Origin of the sequence: Streptococcus sp. GP0011 (genome assembly GCF_030546305.1) — a bacterium.
Lineage (GTDB): Bacteria > Bacillota > Bacilli > Lactobacillales > Streptococcaceae > Streptococcus.
This window is the reverse complement of record NZ_JAUONR010000001.1, coordinates 84,919-101,998: the sequence shown is the minus strand read 5'-3', so window position 1 is coordinate 101,998 and position 17,080 is coordinate 84,919. Positions and strand designations below refer to the sequence as shown.

Below are 17,080 nucleotides of genomic sequence, written 5' to 3'. Positions count from 1 at the left end.
TGTTTTCAAACTCTTTTGCAATACGCATAGTTTTTCTTGTTTTTATCTATCATTCATTATATAATAAATGAGGATTTCAATCAATTAGATATGGCTAAATAAGTCTATTCGGGATAATGTCTATTCGGGATAAAATATAAAGCACGGAGGTATAATATGAGTGATTTTTATAACTTTGTTAAAAACTTTTTTTCTACAGATGAATCTATCGATAATACAAAATACTCCACTGTAGGACATGAATTCCGTTTTAGCACGGATAATGCAGAAGGCATATATTGGTTTTACGAGGGCGATAATTTCACTATTGATATTTATGATGTTTTCATAAAAAAAGAAATTATCCATACAAGTTTTTCTGGTTTGAATAATTTCTATTCCCTTTATTTATCTTATTTAGTTACAGCAAACGGTGAATGTTTTAATCCTTATCAAAATCTTTCTTCAAATTCACTTTATACTATAAATACAAAAAATTCTAAAGACTTTAGGTTTTTACTTCACAAAAACTCTCCTTATTTAGGAATCGGTATAAATTTCAATCAGTCCATGATAGAGCAATGCCTGTCCTCTTATAAGAATAAAGTCTGTAACTATGAAGATTTATTTTTTAATACCAGCATTATAATAAACAAGCCTTTAGAAAGAATCGCAAAAGATATCCTTAATTGCAAGATGGCATCTCCTGCTGCTGAAATCTTTTTTGAGTCAAAGGCAAAGGAATGGTTAAGTATTACAATAGACTCTTTTTTAAATAAGTACAGCAATCCACTATCTATTGCCGATGATGAGGCTTTGAAAAATGTCGCCAATTATATAGACGATCATTATGCAACATCTATCTCACAGGATACTTTAGAAAAAATATCCACTATGAGCGGCACAAAACTAAAAAAGTTATTTAAGCAAAAATATCAATGCACAATTACAGAATATACTCAAAGACGGAGAATGAATATGGCGGAATTACTCCTACTGAACTCTACCCTTAAAATTCAAGATATAGCAGAGGCTGTAGGATATTCCTCTCACAGTAAATTTAGTACATGCTTCAAAAAATATAAGGGATTTTATCCCAAAGACATAAAAAAATATGCGAAAAATAATCTTTCTGATTAAATACATAAGGATTTAACTTTGGGGACGGTTGAGTTAGACCTTATTGGAAAATGTTAAAGTCATAATTGGTAAACCTAAATAAATTATACGTTTAGGTCTTGTTATTATCTTGTAAAATCAGTAAAGTAGCTAATTCTACTATTTTTAGGGAGTTAGTCACAAAGAAAATCAAACAGTTAGACTGACTGTTTGAGTATGAAAAAAGCAGATAAAAAATCCCTTGAGTAAATAACTTAGGGGATTTTAAAGGTTGGGATAGGGTATTGAAAAGCTCGTACAAAGTATAATAAAAATCCCCACCAAATTTTGAAAATCTATTGAAATGTATTGAAGTTTATTAGCTGAATACATAAGTGGAAAGCTTGATTTTAATACATTTAGAAGATTAATGAAAAAGAAATATCACACTTTCATTCTTATTAAAATCCTTATAACTGTATTTTGAATGATTTTCCCCAATCAAGCATCCCTCTCTCTTATAAAATATATACATTCAGTTGTATGAAATGTAATATTGTTCTTATCAGACTTGAAACTTTTACTAATCCAACTATTTATCTTACACATTTATTTTAAACCTACAGTATCCTATTTTCTTAATATTCTACAGTGTAACACTGCATTTATATTATAACGCTAATATGTTCAGAAAAGAAATACTTTGTAAGTCAATGTCTGTTATAACGGAAATTGTTAGAGATGTCTATCATGACAGAAATTGAGATAATGTCCATAACTTCCCTGAAGATAAATTATGTAATCACAAACTATTTCATATCCAATCTAGTGTAGGTTGTTTGGAGCATATCATCAACAAAAAAAGAACGAGCCAAAACTGCGTTCTCCTTATAATGATGAAAATATGTTTTATACCACAAAAGATATGTAAACTAATCTTTTAAATAATAAAAAAGTTCCGACGTTTGTAAATGTTTTGAGTAAATTGAAATTACTTTTTGACCTTCTGGAAATACTGTCTTTCTCTTCAAATCTAATAAAGATTGAGGAACAATTTTCTTTGATGTCTCTTTCAATGTTAATGCTAGTATCTGTTTTCTTGTACGTAGAGCATAATCAAACTCCAAATACAAATAACGTCCTGAACCAGTTAGATGAACATGCTTTCCCAATAACTCCTCAATAGATCCTAAAACTTGTAACTTTTGCATCGTGGTTCCATCATTTTTTATTTTCAACTCATCAATTATGACATGACTATTTAAACAATCGTCAAAGAAACTGCCTGCACCTTTTCGGTAATCAACACCACATAGGTGCATGAAATTAGTAGGTGAAAAATGAAGTTCAACACTTTCTATTTCCGTTTCATAATACATGATTTTGCCAACAAAGTGTTCTTTAAAAAAAGAAGCCGCAATTTGTAACTGAGTAAAAAAACGCTGAAGTTTTATTTTTTCGGTGTAATTTGGATTACGATAATCTCTAGAATTTTCCATATTTTCCTCACAAAAAAGGTGGTTTACAGAGTCTGTAAGCCACCTAGTCAGTCGGTTTATTCTGGTGTCTGCCACCGCTTGGCCCTTACGTCCAAGATTGCTATCGGATTTCGTTCTGGTGTCCGCCACCGCTTGGCCCTTATGTCCAAGATTACTATCAGATTGACCATGAGCCGACCACTCATCTACACTATTTATTCTACCTGAAAATTGTTAAAATTTCAAGTATCAACTTCTTTATTTCACCGTATAGGCAAAACTGATGGCACTATCTGCTTGAGAGATTTTTCTAAAGGTATAGTTAGGGTTGCCACCATAGTTTGTTTCAGACACGAGGAAAGAACCATCATCATAGATCTTCTCGACAAAAGCCACATGACCATACTCTGCTGGTGTACCATGTGTACCTCCCACAAAAGAAACAATAGCACCTGCTCTTGGTGTAGAACCCGTTTCCCCACCAAGACTTGAAGCTGTCGCAACCCAGTCCTGACCATTTCCCATGGTATTAATGATTGAAATCTTCTCTCCGTTTCTACCTTTTAGCTTTAATCCTAACTGGTTCATACGAGCCGCAACACCCCATGTACATTGTCCATAGGCATAGGCCATACCATCTCCACCACCAGGAACAGAATGCTCATACAAGTCCCCACGAACCCCTTCAAGGGATTGCGGGTCACTCTTAGCCTGTCCTCCATTTGTTTGGCTAAAGCCTTTTTCAATTTGGTAATACCATTCCGTTGCTCTGGTTTGTCTTTCCAGTAGTTTGTCACCAGAATTTCCCTCCCAATAGGTAAGGAAGAGTTGGGCTAGATTGGCTGCACTGCCCGTATTTTTAAAGAAATCCTTTAACCAACTTTGATAGTAAGGACTATCCCCATGAAGCATAAAATCAAGTTGGAGGTCTAAATCATACCACTTCTTATTTTTGCTACGTGCATAATTTAACAAAGCTGTATGACGTGTTGAACCATCTGCAGTATCCGTCCATTGACCTAACCCCAAACCTCTATGAAGGATATTAGGATAAGCACCACTATAAATGTCTGGACCTCCAATTGCTAACCAGCTTTCATCATCCCATGAGGAATCGGTAGCGCCAACTGGAGGAGATAAATAATCTCCCTCAGCTCGTTTAGGATTGATAGAAGACTCTACCGACCAATTTCCTAAAATTGCCGCAATGGCTTGAGGACTTGCCCCTTGAGATTTCAAAAAATCATAAATATGTTTCGCTCGTTCAAACTCATCCCCACCAAACTGACCAATGGCAGGTAAGATAGTGGTCTGAAGTTGAATGACTTTGGGAAAATAAAATTGCGGATTGACGTACACCAATTTTTCTTTCTTGTTCTTAAACTTTTGATAGGAAACTTTCAAACCTGTATCATCTGGTGTTTCACCAATAATATCACCCGTTAGGACTCTTGTCCCCTCAATCGCACGGCCATTATGGATGGAATATAAGGTTAAACGACTCTCATTCTCTCCTTTTCCATTAGTGAGAATAACATTATCACCGTCTAGAGATACAACTCCATCCATTGGTGCGACAATCGTTTGGTGAGCCTTCGCTTCTAGTAGAATGTACTCCTGAAGGGTAGGTTTTCCGTCTAAATCATAGTATCCATAACGATAAGTCATGGTTAGACTATCTTCGTTGCTTTGTCCCTCAAATGGATTGTCTAATTCCTGCATGGAAGCATAGACACCTTCTTCTTTTAGTTCCTTCATTTCCTCTTGATCGTCTTTCGATAGTTTATACTTAGGAGTTTCATAGAGGTCTTGCATGGATTTCAAATCTTCCCCATCGTTTAAATCATGCCACAAAGTAGACAAATAATTCTTATAAGTTTCTGAACTAAATAAGTGAACTAGTTTGTGTAACTCATAGTAATGGAATTTAAAGTTCATATACCCCATCACATCATCAACTTTTGTGTAATAGGTAATGCCTTTATCATTTGTTCGGGTATGTTCTGCATCTTCCCAAGTTAGGTGGGTATAAGCTTTAGTCAATTCAAATTCATCTTGTTGAATCAAACTAGCAGATGAAAATCCTAAAAAGAAGCTCATCATCAGTATGAGGAGAAAAATGACTCCTCCAACTATCCATGTTACAGGATTCCCAGTCGCAAATGTAAAGAAGGAAAAGGCTGCTTTTAGTTTCTGATAGATATTTCGGACACTTGTAAGACCTTGTTTCTTTAATTTTCGAAACCGATTTTTAAAGGAACTTGGGTTATCTTTCGCTAGTTTCCATCCTTTTCCATCCTTAAAATGATGGTATCGCTCTTTTGTGTTGGTCAGTCTTTTCTTGGTAAAACGACCTGTTGCTTGTCCTGTTTTGACACTAGCTTTTCCAAGATTATAAGAAAGCCGACTGTAGCGTTTCCCTTTTCTAATTGTCTCTTGAAGTGTGCGATAGCCTTCTAAATCTTCATTTTCTGAAGCTAACTCTCCTCCTTCACGTCCAAGGACATAAAGAAAAGTTTTGGCTTTCCTACTGACTTTTTTGGACTTATAGGCTTGTTTAGTAGATTTTAGATTCTCTTTTGCGGCCTTGACTTCTTTCTTAGCTTTTAATTCTTCTAAACTCTTCCCTTGAAAGAAAAAATTAGATTTTTGTTTCGATTCCTGACCATAAAGAAATTTTTGATTGGTTTTTCTTTCTTTACGTCTCTCTTTTCTTTCTTCTTTTGCTTCTACCTTGGCTTCTCTAAATTGCTCCTTAGCTATTTTCAATCGTTTCCTAGCATGAGGCAACCGTCTGTCTCTCAATTCTTTGCGATTCAAAAGAGATGGAGGACTATTTTGAAGAATATGATTGTAGTCTTCATTTGCTTGTTTTACTCTAGCCTTTGAAGCTTCTCTCATCTCCTCTAGCTTTTCCTTTATCTCTTTTTTCCATGCTTTTTCATCCAGTACAGCGGAATCTTTTTTCTGTTTCTTCACCTCCTTCTTACCTTGTTTCAAGAATTTCTTCTCATCTTTTAGACTTCTTCTAAATGCCTTTCGGGCACGTATGATTTCTCTCTTATCCTTCATTTACCTTCCCCTTAGTTAGAAGCCATTTTATCAGGATCCGTACTCATAATATCAAACAATTGAGTACCTTGAGGAATCTTATTTTTAAAGGGAACGACAACTGAACCTGCTTTTATTAGTCCTGCCCCTTTTTCTGGATTGACTAGGTATTTTTCAAGTTCTTTTGACAAGCCTAATAGTTGAACTAGTTCTTCTCGGTCATTTTTTGCTTGCTTGAGGAGAATCATAAATTCACTATTTGCAATAATCCGTCTACCATTTGGATCTAACAATAAGGTTTCTACGTTTTGAGTTATTCCAGTCGGACTGGCTCCATATTTTCTGACACGACTCCACAATTTAAAGAAGAAATCACTGGCATATTTATCTAATAAGAGAAGCTGCATTTCATCAAAATAAATCCAGGTCTTCTTCCCTAATTTTTGGTTTCGAACAACACGATTCCATATCTGATCAAAAACCACCATAAGGGCGATTTGTTTCAGCTCATCTCCTAACTTTTTAACATTATAGATTAAGAAATTAGATCCTGTCTGAATATTGGTCTTATGTGAAAAAATATCAAGAGAACCTTCGACATACAGTTCCATATCAAGTGCCAAGTTCTGCGCTTCTTCTTCTGGTTGTTGGCTCAAGACAAAGACCCATTCTTCCAAAGAAGGCTCTTTAAATGACTGATAGGTGAGTCTGGTAACTCGGTCGATAATCGATTTTTCTCTTCCATCCATTTTCCTATCCAATAACTTGTCGATAAAGGATAAAAGAAATTCTGATTTTACCTTTACAGGATCTTCATCCATATTTTCCTCAGACAAGTCAAGGACATTGAGATAAGTTTGGGAATCGGGCGCAATATCAATCATTTCTCCACCAAAAGCCCGTCCAATGACACTGTACTCTGCTTCTGGATCCACGATGATAATTTCAGTATTTTCACCAGATTCCTTGATTTTGGTCGTGATAATTTCATGCTTTGTTGCCATCCCTTTCCCAGCTCCAGATGTCCCTAAAATCAAACCAGACGGTGTATTTAATAGGCTACGATCAATAGTAATAATATTGCTTGAGATTTGATTGATACCATAATATTTCCCACTACGGTCTTGTAAATCTACTGAAGTCCATGGAGAGTTCACTGCTATATTGGACGTTAATAAACTCCGTGATACTCCCTCTAAAAAATCACAACCAAATGGTAGCAAACTATTAAAGGCTGCTTCTTGCATATATGGAAGTTTATCAATCATTAGGTCATTTGACCCGGCCACTTGTTGGATCGTGTCTAGTGCTTGTTTGAGTTCCTCTTCATCTTGACCAAAGACACCAATCAAGAAGACTGTTTGAAACAGTTTATCTCCTGTCTCTGTCATGGTTTTTAAGAGTTCTTCAGCTTCATCGATATTGCTTTCTAATACATGACCTACTTTTTCCAAATAGATACCTGTACGAGCAAGTTTTTGTTGTTCCCCAATCTTTTGGGATTCCATCAAGGTTTTCTTCGTTCGTAGTTTCTTCATGGCATCAGCCTTGGTCGAACTTTGAGCATGGAGGCTCACAATCAATTCCAAATCTCCTTGCATGAGGTCTCTGATAAACTGATCTCCTAATTCCATACCGTAGTCTCTGACATAGACAATCTGCAATAAGCGGTCATTGATTTGTAGGTAATTCTTGTTTTTAAAATCCAAAAGGTTAGGGGCTATAAAGTGGCGAGTCGTCTGACCTGATCTCGTTAAATCACGATAAGAAAAAGGAAGATGGTGTTCTCCTCTAAGCATATCTGCCAACAAGTTCACACGGTTTTCTCCAGCCAAGGATTCAAAACGTGCATCAATTTCTGAAAAACCACTCTTGAAATATTCTCCTATTTGGGACAGGGAACGATAGGCTTGTTTAGGATTAGAATCCTTTCTACCAAAGCTAATCAGTTTCACAGCTGAAAAGTTATTTTCACCACTGTCTAAATTCTGATTCATCATCCGATTCAGTTCTTTACGATAAGTATCATACCCATCTTCTTTTTCCTCATATAGAACACTTTGTCTAAACTTTTCTAAATTCAATCTTTTATTAAAGATAGTCAATTGGAAGTTGGTTTGATCATCTAAAGAGTTAATCAAATCAGAATACTTCTCAATGATTGCGCCCTTATCTTCTAAACCAACAGTTTGGTAATTGACATCACCAAGTAAATAGCTTTGTGAAAAATATTCTTCTTTTACCTGCATCAGACCATTTTGATACAAGGCTTGATAGGAAAGAGTATTAGCCGTTGATGGTAACACTTCCTCTTTTTTATCTTTAACTTCTTCCTTTTTATTAGTCGTTGAAGTTTTTTGTTTCTTTAATGTATTTAATTTTCTTTTCATGTTCAAGTCCTTTCTTTCCTGTAATTGTGCGTAGGGGAACCGTTAGTTCAAAATGAAGACGGTATTTCAAATAATGTTCAAAATATAAATCATTGGGTTTATAGACTCCAAAAAGCAAGAGGGGGATGGTAAAAGCAAACACAAAACCGTAAACAAACCAATCTCCAAATTGCCAGAAAAAGAGATTCAAGCCCAAAACAATAATTGTGACAATAAAGGCTGGTATAACAAAGATGATTTGTCTTGTGGTGAAACCTAACCAAGCCCTGTGTTGGTATTTTGAGATGTCTTTAAAGACACGTGTATTCATGACTTTCCTTTCTAAAAAGGCTAAGAAGCAACCACTTCCTAGCCTTTATCTAATTACATACCTAAGATTGAGCGAGCCGTACGTTGAGAACCAACGAGGGCAATAATCAGTAAGATAGCTTGTACCAAACTACCAAACATAATCGCAAGTGATTGCAGGACTCCTGCACCATTTGAAACAGCTATTTTACCAGCAGATTCAAACAAAGGAACAAGAGAAACAATCAGAAAAATAAGAACCCCTTGTACCGCATAGACCATAATATTTTTTAAATAGCCTATACCAATAGACTTCCATTCATCACTTAAAAATGTTGGAATCGTAAGAGGGGCAAATGGGATCATAAGGTAGAGTTGAATAAATCGAATAGATACCAAAAGATTAACCATGGCTGCACTTACTATCCGAACAAGCCAAATGAGGAGGGCGAAAAAGCCCACAATCATCCGGCCAATAAATCCTGACCCTTTTAATCCAGAGATGGTATCATACTTTGACCCACCGTGAGCCACAATGGAAGCCACTTGTTCAATGGCGTGACTCGCAATCCCGATGATAGCTTCTACAATAACGGTAGTGTTGGTAATTACAACTGCGACCATAATATAACTAATCAACATCGGTGCTAATGCTTCAAAGGTCATCGCTCCTCCTGAGTTAGCAATTTTCTTTGCCATCTTCGAAAATTCTAAGATGAGAACAACTGATAAAATCGCAACTCCAAGGGGCTGCATGACACTTTTAGTAATACTAGACATATAAGTCCAAACTGTTGGATTGTAGCTAGATAGTGATTTAATCAGATCTACCGTAGATTGTAAATCCACATTAAATCCTTCAAATAAATTTTCAGCTGATATTTTTTCAGATGCAAGGTAAACAAAGGGTGAGACTAAACTAAGATTCATGTCATTGTTTATCCTCCTAAATTGAAATCTGGGTTACAAAGGCTCCAGCAGCCCCGACCATAACACCACCGACAATTTCAAGAATGGCATTCCGAACACCTGGTCCACCGTCTTTAATGTTGGTTGCAAGATTGACAATCCCAACAACAACGAGAAAGGCACCAACCGCAATCAATCCCTTCTGTAACAAAGACATAGCTTGTGCAAACATAGCACTTGCGTCTACTCCATAAACAAAACCTTTAAAATGCGTAATCATCTATTTCCTCTTTTCTATTTTTATTTTAAACTAGATTCAAAAGTTAAATCACGAATTCTAAGGCCTTCAAGATGATTTTCCTGACTTTGATTCAAAGGATTGATCTGATAGTTCCACCACCGTTCATCGTTTTCTTGATTGGCAAGGTACTTCCAGTTTGGATGCTTAGTTGAATTGTACTTTTTGCTTTTAAAGACAGGCATATTGGCAATTCGAACTAAGCATTCATGCCGTTTCATATTTCCGACTTCATCAGGTGTCATTAAATCACGAGCAATCTTTTGATGAGAAAGGGATCCTGAACCTGTTTGGCCAAAGGAACGACTAGTATTTCGAACATCAATGGTTTGTTTACCGAGTAAGCCACTCATAAATTTAAAAGTATCTTCATCATTACCACCTAAGTAGACTAAGCTATCACAGTTCCCAAGAATAGTTTTCCAAGCTTCTTTTTCTTTATAGAGTCCTTGAAGTTGAGCAATATTTTGCAGAATAGGAACGAGACTCATATTCCGAGAACGGACTGTTGAGGTTTGTTCAGCAAAATCTGGGATTTCTCCGATATTTGCGAATTCATCTAAGTAGACTCTCACATGAAGAGGTAATTGCCCCTTAAAATCAATATCTGCTTGTCTTGTTAGAGTTTGAAATACTGTTGAAAAAAAGAGGGCTGAAAGAAAGCGAAAGGTACTATCGTTATCTGGGATAACTAAGTAAACCATTGATTTTTCCTGGCCCCATGTCTTCATATCAAGGGTATCTCTTTTGGTCAAATCCATGACACTTTGAATATTGAAGAGGGCAAATTTAGCAGTGGTTACAGCTATAACAGAATCCAGAGTCTTATCCTTATAATTTTGAAAATCTGCCCAATTTCGCATGGTAAAATTTTCAGTTCCATACTTTTTAGCATAATTTTCAAATAGAATTTCTAAGACACTTTTTTCTTGGTTTTCACCCTTGGATAAGTGTTTAATGAGTTTTGAGATTTCAGCAAAACTTGGATAACGCCCTCGTTTTTTTCGCTCTTCCACTTCTTTTTTTTGACGTTTCAACAAGTTTTGGTATTCCTTTTGACTTAAACGACTTTCTTCTATGAGCTGTTCTCTTGTTTTAGGTGGGTTATAGAAATCGACCAAGTAAGAGGCTAAAGCTCGTACCAAAGTCATAGAAGCTTCATCCCAAAATGGATCACTACGGGAGCCAGAGCCTTTGGTGTTATTGAAATAAACCGTCAGCATGCGATTCAAATCATTTTCTGTCTCTATATAGCGAAAAGGATTGAAGCCATCTGAGTTCTTCATATTGACTAAATCTAACACCTTTACTTGGTAGCCATGTTCTAAAAAGAGTTTGCCTGTTTTTTCGGCCAAGTGATCTTTTGGATCAACTACAATATTAGAACTATTCATCTGAATAAGATTGGGTTTCACAAAGCGAAATGTCTTCCCACTTCCTGACCCTCCAATCACCGTAATATTCTTATTTCTATCATATTGAGGTGGTTTTTTATCTAATAATGTCAAACGAACATCTTGTGCTAAGATCGTATCATGAGAAAATTCCTTACCGTAAAAAAACTTCTTTTCTTTTAGAGTTCCAAAACGGGCGCTCCCGTATTCTACCCCTTCTCGGTATTGTTTTTTACCAGTCTCTAGATAGAGATAAACCAGCAACATCATCACAAAGCCTAGTAGAAAAAAAGCACTTGATTTTCCAGTAAAGGAAACATTCCATGGCGACTGAAGGACTTCATCTTGACCTTCCATCAGAAGATGAGTCCATTAATCTAAGCTATTTCCAGTATAGGAATCATACAAAAGCGTCAAACGATGAAAAAGATAGCCTAGTAAGATGCCTAACAGTGAGAATAGTAGGAATTTCTTTCCACTGTACATCATCTCACCATCTCTTTCTGTTTGACGGCCCCTTCTTGTCTAAAGGTAATTTGGGATTTCGCCTCATCAATTGCATCGTCTAATGACTTATCCATAGTAAAATCAGCTAATTTCTCCGGATCATTAACCATTTTTTCTAGCAGATGGTCTAAATGATTGTCTAGAATCGAACGGTCTTTCGTATAGAAATGTAGAGAATCCCCTTGCCAAGCGATGGCTAAAGGAATCTCTTCTTTTTCTAAAAAAGCTTTAAATTTCTCTATATCAATTGGTTTGTCTAAAAAATCTTTTTTCAGATTAATCGTGTCAATCGAATAAGGAGATTGTAGCAATTCTTCTAATTTCTGCACCCCTATCTTATAGGCGGAATCCTGTGCTAAAGCCTGACGTCTAGACCATTCTAGAATCTTTAAGAGACTTCTTACAGTAAATAAAAGACTACGCTCTGCATATTGAACTGCCATTCGTTCCTGTTGTTCAGAGGACATCTGAGGCCTCCTTCTTCACAAATAGCAGCTTTCCTTCTTTATAACGATAAGCTATCAATTTCTGACGTTGCTTAATCGACTTGACAACCTGCAGTAGATCTCTCGAATAAGGTTCTCGAAGAGTAACTTCTACTGCTTTTCCATCAAAGATACCAACACGTTTAAATTCAATGTAGTCTTTTTTGAGATGTCCTAAGCCCATACCAAAAGGAAAGTGATGAATCAATTGGATGGTACAACCACCTTTATTTCCCATTTGTTTCAAATCATACAAGTTTACTACCTTCATGATTAACTCCTTTATCTAGTTTGTCGCATCGTTTAAGTCTGGTAACGATAAACTCCGTGTCTGTTAGAAAATTCTCACACACGTCTTGTGCCAGTTGCCCTTCACAGGGAAATACTCTCAGTCCCTACTTACACAGGCACGCTAATCAAGACGGAGTGAATTCAATTTTCAAAGAACAGGTAGCTTTATTATAGATAAGAGTAGTTGAAATTTTTATCACATTTTTTATTTTCCTGTAGAGCTAAATTCATACTAAACAAAGATTTTGAAATAAAAGACTAACATTGTTACATAACGTTAGCATTTCATTTCCCTAAACAAGCAGCAAACTATACACTAGTAGGTTCCAAACCAAATGTAGCCCCATACTACCCCATAAGTCCGATTTATAGCGTACCATCCCTAAAAAGATCCCAAGTGAAACATATAAACACCAAGCTAGAATGGTTCCTGGATGATGAGCTAAGGCGAACAAAACACTTGTCAACGCAATTCTGATGTCTAATTTTCTGACCAACTTCCATAAGATTTCTCGATACAGAAATTCTTCAACCATACTCGCATTGATTAAAAACAATAAAAATGAAAACCAAGGAACTTGATGTTGAAGGCTAATTAAGTTTGCTTGATTCGTGGTGCCTTGAGCATGGATTAGACTAAAACATAGACTTATAATCAGTAGGCTAGATAATCCAATACCAAGCCATTTCATCCTAGATTTCATATCAATCTTGTGCGCTTGTTTACGTTGGCCATACATCCATAAAAAAGAAATGAGTGACGCACCATAGAGAATCTGTAGTATAGTTAACTCACCGATACAAAGAAATTTCAGTAAGTATAGAGATACCAATAGGACATTTCCTTGTTGGAATATGTAAACTGGAATTATTCTTTTCATAGTTACCTCCGAAATAAATCTTCATAATCTAAATCTAATACCTGCACAATCCTTTCTACCCATGGACTTTGAGGCATTCGTTGTTCCACCTTGTAGTGCCGAATCTTTTGATACAAACGATTCAATTCACTTGGATAGTGAAACTCTCCCGCAAACATTTTTCTGGTTAACTCAATCCAGCTGATATTTCTTTCAGCCAAAATAATGGACAAGTTCTCCCAAAATCGTTCAGCCATATTGATTCTCCTTTAGCTAGATAAATAATGTGTTTGTGCCATGTAAATCAATTGTTTCGTATCTCTTGGCAATAAAGCTCTAGCCTCCTCCAGATTCAGATTTGGATAAACTCGCTTATTTGAAACCGCAAGAGGAAGTCTGAGGGTTAGTTCAGGATCTTTTAATATCATTTCGATGAAATCTGTTAATCTTAGGTTGTCTCGATTCTTAAATCGTAATAAATTGGGAGATAAAAACTCGAAACAATCTGAAGAATAACTCATCATCTCAATTAATTTGTCCTTTGTCATTTCAGAAACCGAATGACAAGATACTTCGATACCATAGTTTTGGAAGAATTCTAAAAGAAGTTGATTTCTATGGCTATTTTTACTTAGATAGAGATCAATCATGGGAGACCTCCCACTGATTCGCTTCCATTTGATATTCTGAGACGATTAAGGAATCTAATGAATGTGAGAAGTTAATTGATTTCTTGTCTTCATCATAAGCTTTTACAGTTACTTGGGTTGTAAGTATTCCCTCTTTTCCCTCTGCTCGATAACCTTGTCCATACAAAATAAAAACGAGATTTTGATGATCATCTACAAAGGCATCAACTCCATTCTTTATGTCTTGACTTTCAAGGAATTCCATAACGTTTTGAAGATAGGATTCGTAAAATAGTGGGTAGTTGTGTTTTTTATGGTAATCATCTAAAAATGTCACTTCGAACTCACATGGATAATTGGGCATCAAAAATAATTGTTCATCCAGCTGTTTGATTTCTGCATCATGTAATTCTGTTTCTAATTCATCACAATCTAGTATTGATTCTTTATTTAATGCTTTCATCTTTTTCCTCTATTTCTTTTAATTTCTTTGCGATTGCGGCAATCACAGGAACGGTTACACTATTACCAGCTTGTTTATAGAGCTGACTATTACTAGAGACTTTTCTAGCAGCTTCAAAAGCCCAATCAGGAAACCCCTGCAAGCGAAAACACTCTTTAGGAGTGATTCGTCGAATTCTCAGACGGTAAAATTGTCCATCTATTAATACACCGGCTACATGATAAACTTGTTTATCTTCTCCTTCATAGCTAGCAACTACTACTCCCATTTGTCCACTAGTTGTTAACGTATTCGCTATACCTTTGCCAACTCTACCACGACGATACTGAGAATTTGGTTTTTCCAAATTGATGGAATCTCCTACTTCTGCTTGAGCATATCCTTTTTTCGTTGCTTCCCGTACTTTTAGAAATTGGATTGGTTCTGGAATCAGTATTTTAGGGATTTTATCTCCACCTTGCATTGTAGTCAATGTTGGAGATAAACCCTCACTTCCATAGACACGACCAGTTTCCTTAAAGCTAGTTGGTAAATCTCCAACAACGACAATACCATGCCGATCTTGAGTATTTAAAGTAAACATTGGCTCTTGATTATCCTTAAAACGTCTACCATTTTGTCTTTTTTCTAATCTGTCTGGTGTCATACAAGGAATCGCAACCTTAAATCCTTCTCCTTTTCCACGAACTAAAGTTGGCGCTAGACCTTCTGAATAATAGACTTTACCACTCATTCCACTTTTTGATGGATTCAAATTTCCTAGTGCTTTTAAAGTCTCAGAGTTAGTTGCTTGACCTTCTCGTCTGAAAGGAAATAGGAGTCTGGTACCTTTCTTTCTAGAATGTCCGATAATAAACACCCTCTCTCTGTTTTGGGGAACGCCAAAATCCTTACTGTTAAGCACCTGCCACTCAACATCAAACCCCAACTCATCAAGTGTGGTAAGAATTGTGGTGAACGTCCGTCCCTTATCGTGATTGAGTAGGCCTTTAACATTTTCAAGAAAAAGAAAACGTGGTTGGATTTGTTTGGTCGCCCGAGCAATTTCAAAGAACAAAGTTCCTCTAGTATCTTCAAATCCCAATCGTCTTCCTGCGATTGAAAATGCTTGACAAGGGAATCCCCCACAGATGACATCGACTTTCCCTCTAAGTTTTTTAAATTCGTCATCTGAAACATCTCGTATGTCATGAAATTCTATTTCTCCTTCCGTTTGAAAAATGGACTTATAAGATTCTCTAGCAAATTTATCAATCTCACAAAATCCAATACACTCGTGTCCGACACTTTCCATTCCAAGTCTAAAGCCACCGATACCTGAAAATAAATCAATAAATCTCATTTCTTTATCACCCCTTTCTGATCGACTATCAATGTCCAAAGAGTCACTCCACTTGAAATGACAATGAGCATAACTAATATCCACTCGATTGGCGACATTTAACCACCTCCTTTTCTAACACGGTTATTCCAAACGGAATACAAGCCATTAAACACAAATTCAGCAAGCACTTCCGCACGTCTAACAAAGTGAACATTGTCAAGAGCATACTGATAGATTCTCTCAAAATCAGTCATAGCAATTTCACTGGCTGTTTCAGAAAACCCCTCTCGTCTAAATTGATCCTGTACCAATCCCCAAATATAATCTCGATCATATTTTGTAACCTTTTCTACTTTTCTTCTCAAAATAGGTTGAGAATTCCTTTCTTCCTCATCCTCAATAAATAAAGATTCATTCTCACTATATTTAGTCTCACTAACTTCAGTCTCACTAGGGGCCGAATAAGAGACGGGGGCCGTTTCATTTTCATCCTGCCCTAGTCTTTTTTTAACACTAGGCCTGTTCGAACTAGCTACTGGGGTAGAAGACAACTCCCCTAAATAAATCTTATTAGCTAGTCTCCCTTTCTCACTTGAAGACTGTTGAACTTCATCAATTAAGTCATATTCTTTAAGAACTTTTTTGATTGATAGTAGTTTTGACTTCGAACAACCTAACAGCCTCATCAGTTTAGAATTAGAAAATACTAAATAGACCGCTCCTTCTTCGTCTATCCAACCACGACTGAGAGATAATTCTAAACGATCTTTTAAAATAGAATAAGCTACCTTTACTTCTAGTTTCATATCCATATATTTCTCATCCTCAAAAAGAATTTTAGGTAATTTATAATACCGTTCTGAAGTTTGGTATTGATTTGCGGTAATTCGTTTCATAGCGCTCCTCCAAGTTCTTTGAGTATTAAATCTCCACTTGATTCCAAGCGAACCAAGCCACTTTTTTCTAATTCAGCCATAAGAGAGATGGCTTCAACAATGTCAATTCCCATTTCACGTACTAAAAATGAAATGACAATATAGCGTGATGATTGTAATTCTTTTGTCATTTTCCCTCCTGAAAATAAAAAAGGAGAACAATATTCAACTGTTCTCCAAAATAATTTTATTAAAAAGAAAAACCCTGCCAAATTAATTTTTGGTAGGGTTTTTGGTAGGAAACTAAATTAATTTATCAGTTTCTAAAATGTGTTCACGATTCTAAAAGGCTGATACTATATTATTCCGAATTCTAATTGGTATATGCCTCTTATTTAAGAGTAACTGAAGCTCCAGCTTCTTCCAATTTAGCTTTGATTTCTTCAGCTTCTGCAGTTGGAACGCCTTCTTTGATGACACCTGGTGCACCATCAACAAGTTCTTTAGCTTCTTTAAGTCCAAGACCAGTGATTTCACGTACAACTTTGATAACGCCAACTTTTTTGTCACCAGCAGCTGTCAACTCAACGTCAAATGAGTCTTTAGCAGCACCAGCGTCAGCAGCACCAGCTGCAGCAACAGCTACAGGAGCAGCTGCAGTTACACCAAATTCTTCTTCGATAGCTTTTACAAGGTCGTTCAATTCAAGGATTGAAGCTTCTTTAATTTCAGCAATAATGTTTTCAATGTTCAATGCCATT

The 17,080-nt window shown here is 36.2% G+C and carries 18 protein-coding genes and 1 pseudogene; 2 read left to right on the top strand and 17 right to left on the bottom strand.

What is annotated here, in order from left to right; genetic code table 11:
- The first annotated feature begins 156 nt into the window (after positions 1–156).
- Entirely contained in the window at positions 157–1,119 is a 963-nt protein-coding gene (locus Q4443_RS00500; protein WP_049519564.1) for an AraC family transcriptional regulator, read from the top strand.
- An 890-nt stretch (positions 1,120–2,009) separates the two neighbouring features.
- Here Q4443_RS00500 and Q4443_RS00495 read toward each other — a convergent pair.
- On the bottom strand, positions 2,010–2,576 hold the full coding sequence (locus Q4443_RS00495) for a PBECR4 domain-containing protein (RefSeq protein WP_000431812.1): 567 nt from the start codon (positions 2,574–2,576) through the stop codon (positions 2,010–2,012).
- A gap of 18 nt (positions 2,577–2,594) precedes the next feature.
- Here Q4443_RS00495 and Q4443_RS00490 point away from each other — a divergent pair, with 18 nt between their 5' ends.
- Entirely contained in the window at positions 2,595–2,783 is a 189-nt protein-coding gene (locus Q4443_RS00490; protein WP_075202690.1) for a hypothetical protein, read from the top strand.
- 30 nt (positions 2,784–2,813) lie between these two features.
- On the opposite strand, the gene Q4443_RS00485 is transcribed toward Q4443_RS00490, so the two are convergent.
- The 16 genes and pseudogenes from Q4443_RS00485 to rplL form a co-directional block, all read right to left on the bottom strand.
- Positions 2,814–5,627, bottom strand: a complete 2,814-nt coding sequence (locus Q4443_RS00485; protein ID WP_303407824.1) for a phage tail tip lysozyme — start codon at positions 5,625–5,627, stop codon at positions 2,814–2,816.
- 11 nt (positions 5,628–5,638) lie between these two features.
- Positions 5,639–7,996: a VirB4-like conjugal transfer ATPase, CD1110 family gene (locus Q4443_RS00480; RefSeq protein WP_303407823.1), complete on the bottom strand. Its 2,358-nt coding sequence runs from the start codon at positions 7,994–7,996 to the stop codon at positions 5,639–5,641.
- Positions 7,947–8,306: a PrgI family protein gene (locus Q4443_RS00475; protein WP_001097584.1), complete on the bottom strand. Its 360-nt coding sequence runs from the start codon at positions 8,304–8,306 to the stop codon at positions 7,947–7,949. The genes Q4443_RS00480 and Q4443_RS00475 overlap by 50 nt, the downstream gene beginning before the upstream one ends.
- Before the next feature lie 53 nt (positions 8,307–8,359).
- Entirely contained in the window at positions 8,360–9,214 is an 855-nt protein-coding gene (locus tag Q4443_RS00470; RefSeq protein ID WP_033585696.1) for a conjugal transfer protein TrbL, read from the bottom strand.
- 16 nt (positions 9,215–9,230) lie between these two features.
- Complete coding sequence (locus tag Q4443_RS00465; RefSeq protein ID WP_000627865.1) at positions 9,231–9,473, bottom strand: hypothetical protein; 243 nt, start codon at positions 9,471–9,473, stop codon at positions 9,231–9,233.
- 20 nt (positions 9,474–9,493) lie between these two features.
- Positions 9,494–11,371, bottom strand: a pseudogene (locus Q4443_RS00460) (VirD4-like conjugal transfer protein, CD1115 family).
- Positions 11,371–11,859, bottom strand: a complete 489-nt coding sequence (locus Q4443_RS00455; RefSeq protein WP_000093687.1) for a hypothetical protein — start codon at positions 11,857–11,859, stop codon at positions 11,371–11,373. The pseudogene Q4443_RS00460 and the gene Q4443_RS00455 overlap by 1 nt, the downstream one beginning before the upstream one ends.
- Positions 11,849–12,148, bottom strand: a complete 300-nt coding sequence (locus Q4443_RS00450) for a hypothetical protein (protein WP_000869753.1) — start codon at positions 12,146–12,148, stop codon at positions 11,849–11,851. Before Q4443_RS00450 ends, Q4443_RS00455 begins: the two co-directional genes overlap by 11 nt.
- A 313-nt stretch (positions 12,149–12,461) precedes the next feature.
- A complete protein-coding gene (locus Q4443_RS00445) occupies positions 12,462–13,049 on the bottom strand; it encodes a CPBP family intramembrane glutamic endopeptidase (protein ID WP_049519559.1) in 588 nt (195 codons plus the stop codon).
- A gap of 2 nt (positions 13,050–13,051) precedes the next feature.
- Positions 13,052–13,285: a hypothetical protein gene (locus Q4443_RS00440; protein WP_000840778.1), complete on the bottom strand. Its 234-nt coding sequence runs from the start codon at positions 13,283–13,285 to the stop codon at positions 13,052–13,054.
- A 12-nt stretch (positions 13,286–13,297) separates the two neighbouring features.
- Positions 13,298–13,678, bottom strand: a complete 381-nt coding sequence (locus Q4443_RS00435; protein WP_049519558.1) for an arsenate reductase — start codon at positions 13,676–13,678, stop codon at positions 13,298–13,300.
- Positions 13,671–14,120, bottom strand: coding sequence for a hypothetical protein (locus Q4443_RS00430; RefSeq protein ID WP_049519556.1), 450 nt, complete (start codon positions 14,118–14,120; stop codon positions 13,671–13,673). The genes Q4443_RS00435 and Q4443_RS00430 overlap by 8 nt, the downstream gene beginning before the upstream one ends.
- Complete coding sequence (dcm, locus tag Q4443_RS00425) at positions 14,104–15,462, bottom strand: DNA (cytosine-5-)-methyltransferase (RefSeq protein ID WP_049519554.1); 1,359 nt, start codon at positions 15,460–15,462, stop codon at positions 14,104–14,106. The genes Q4443_RS00430 and dcm overlap by 17 nt, the downstream gene beginning before the upstream one ends.
- Positions 15,463–15,560: 98 nt before the next feature.
- Entirely contained in the window at positions 15,561–16,340 is a 780-nt protein-coding gene (locus Q4443_RS00420) for a replication initiator protein A (RefSeq protein WP_049519553.1), read from the bottom strand.
- Positions 16,337–16,510: a hypothetical protein gene (locus Q4443_RS00415; RefSeq protein WP_000159607.1), complete on the bottom strand. Its 174-nt coding sequence runs from the start codon at positions 16,508–16,510 to the stop codon at positions 16,337–16,339. The genes Q4443_RS00420 and Q4443_RS00415 overlap by 4 nt, the downstream gene beginning before the upstream one ends.
- Positions 16,511–16,710: 200 nt before the next feature.
- Complete coding sequence (rplL, locus tag Q4443_RS00410) at positions 16,711–17,079, bottom strand: 50S ribosomal protein L7/L12 (protein ID WP_001196964.1); 369 nt, start codon at positions 17,077–17,079, stop codon at positions 16,711–16,713.
- Position 17,080 lies beyond the last annotated feature (1 nt).